Origin of the sequence: Saccharopolyspora sp. 6M (assembly GCF_020176775.1) — a bacterium.
GTDB classification, from domain to species: Bacteria; Actinomycetota; Actinomycetes; order Mycobacteriales; family Pseudonocardiaceae; genus Saccharopolyspora_C; species Saccharopolyspora_C gregorii.
Genome location: NZ_JAIUJZ010000100.1, coordinates 1 through 695, shown reverse-complemented (window position 1 = coordinate 695; position 695 = coordinate 1). Strand labels below are relative to the sequence as shown.

The 695-nt window shown below is 71.4% G+C and carries 1 protein-coding gene; it reads left to right on the top strand.

The window, feature by feature from the left end:
- A partial coding sequence (locus LCD31_RS15225) for a nucleotide exchange factor GrpE (protein WP_224958894.1) occupies positions 1–493 on the top strand: 493 nt, incomplete at its 5' end.
- Positions 494–695: the final 202 nt, after the last annotated feature.

Below are 695 nucleotides of genomic sequence, written 5' to 3'. Positions count from 1 at the left end.
GCGCGAACGACCCCCGGCCGAACCGGACCCGGCGGAGCTGATCACCCGGCTGCGCGGTGAGCGGGACGCGCACCTGGAGATGCTGCGCCGGGTGACGGCCGAGTTCGACAACTACCGCAAGCGGATGCTGCGGGAGCAGACCACGCACCTGGACCGGGCCGCCGAGGGCGTGCTCACCCAGCTGCTGCCGGTGGTGGACGCGGTGGAGATCGGCGCCCGGCACCACCCGGAGGCGTTGGGGCCGGTGCACGAGCAGCTGCAGCACACCCTCGCCGCCGAGGGCCTGCACCGGTTCGACCCGCTGGGCGAACCGTTCGACCCGGCCGTGCACGAGGCGGTGGCGCCGGAGGAACCGCCCACCGTCGTCCCGATGCGCCGCGCTCCCGAGGCGGAGGCGGTGGTCGCCGAGGTGCTGCGGCCCGGCTACCGGGTGCACGGACACCTGCTGCGCCCGGCGCTGGTCCGCCTCGCCCCTTCCCCGGCAGCGGAGTGAACGGACCGTTCGTCCAGCTCTATCGGACAAGCGGTCCGTTCACCCACCCGAACACCGAGACGATCTCACCTGCTGCTGGAGTGAACGGACCGTTCGTCCCATCTAGTTGGTCGAACGGTCCGTTCACCCGCGCTCGGAGGTCATGTTCGTTTCGGGTGAACGGACCGTTCGTCCCGTTCCATTGGCCGAACGGTCCGTTCAC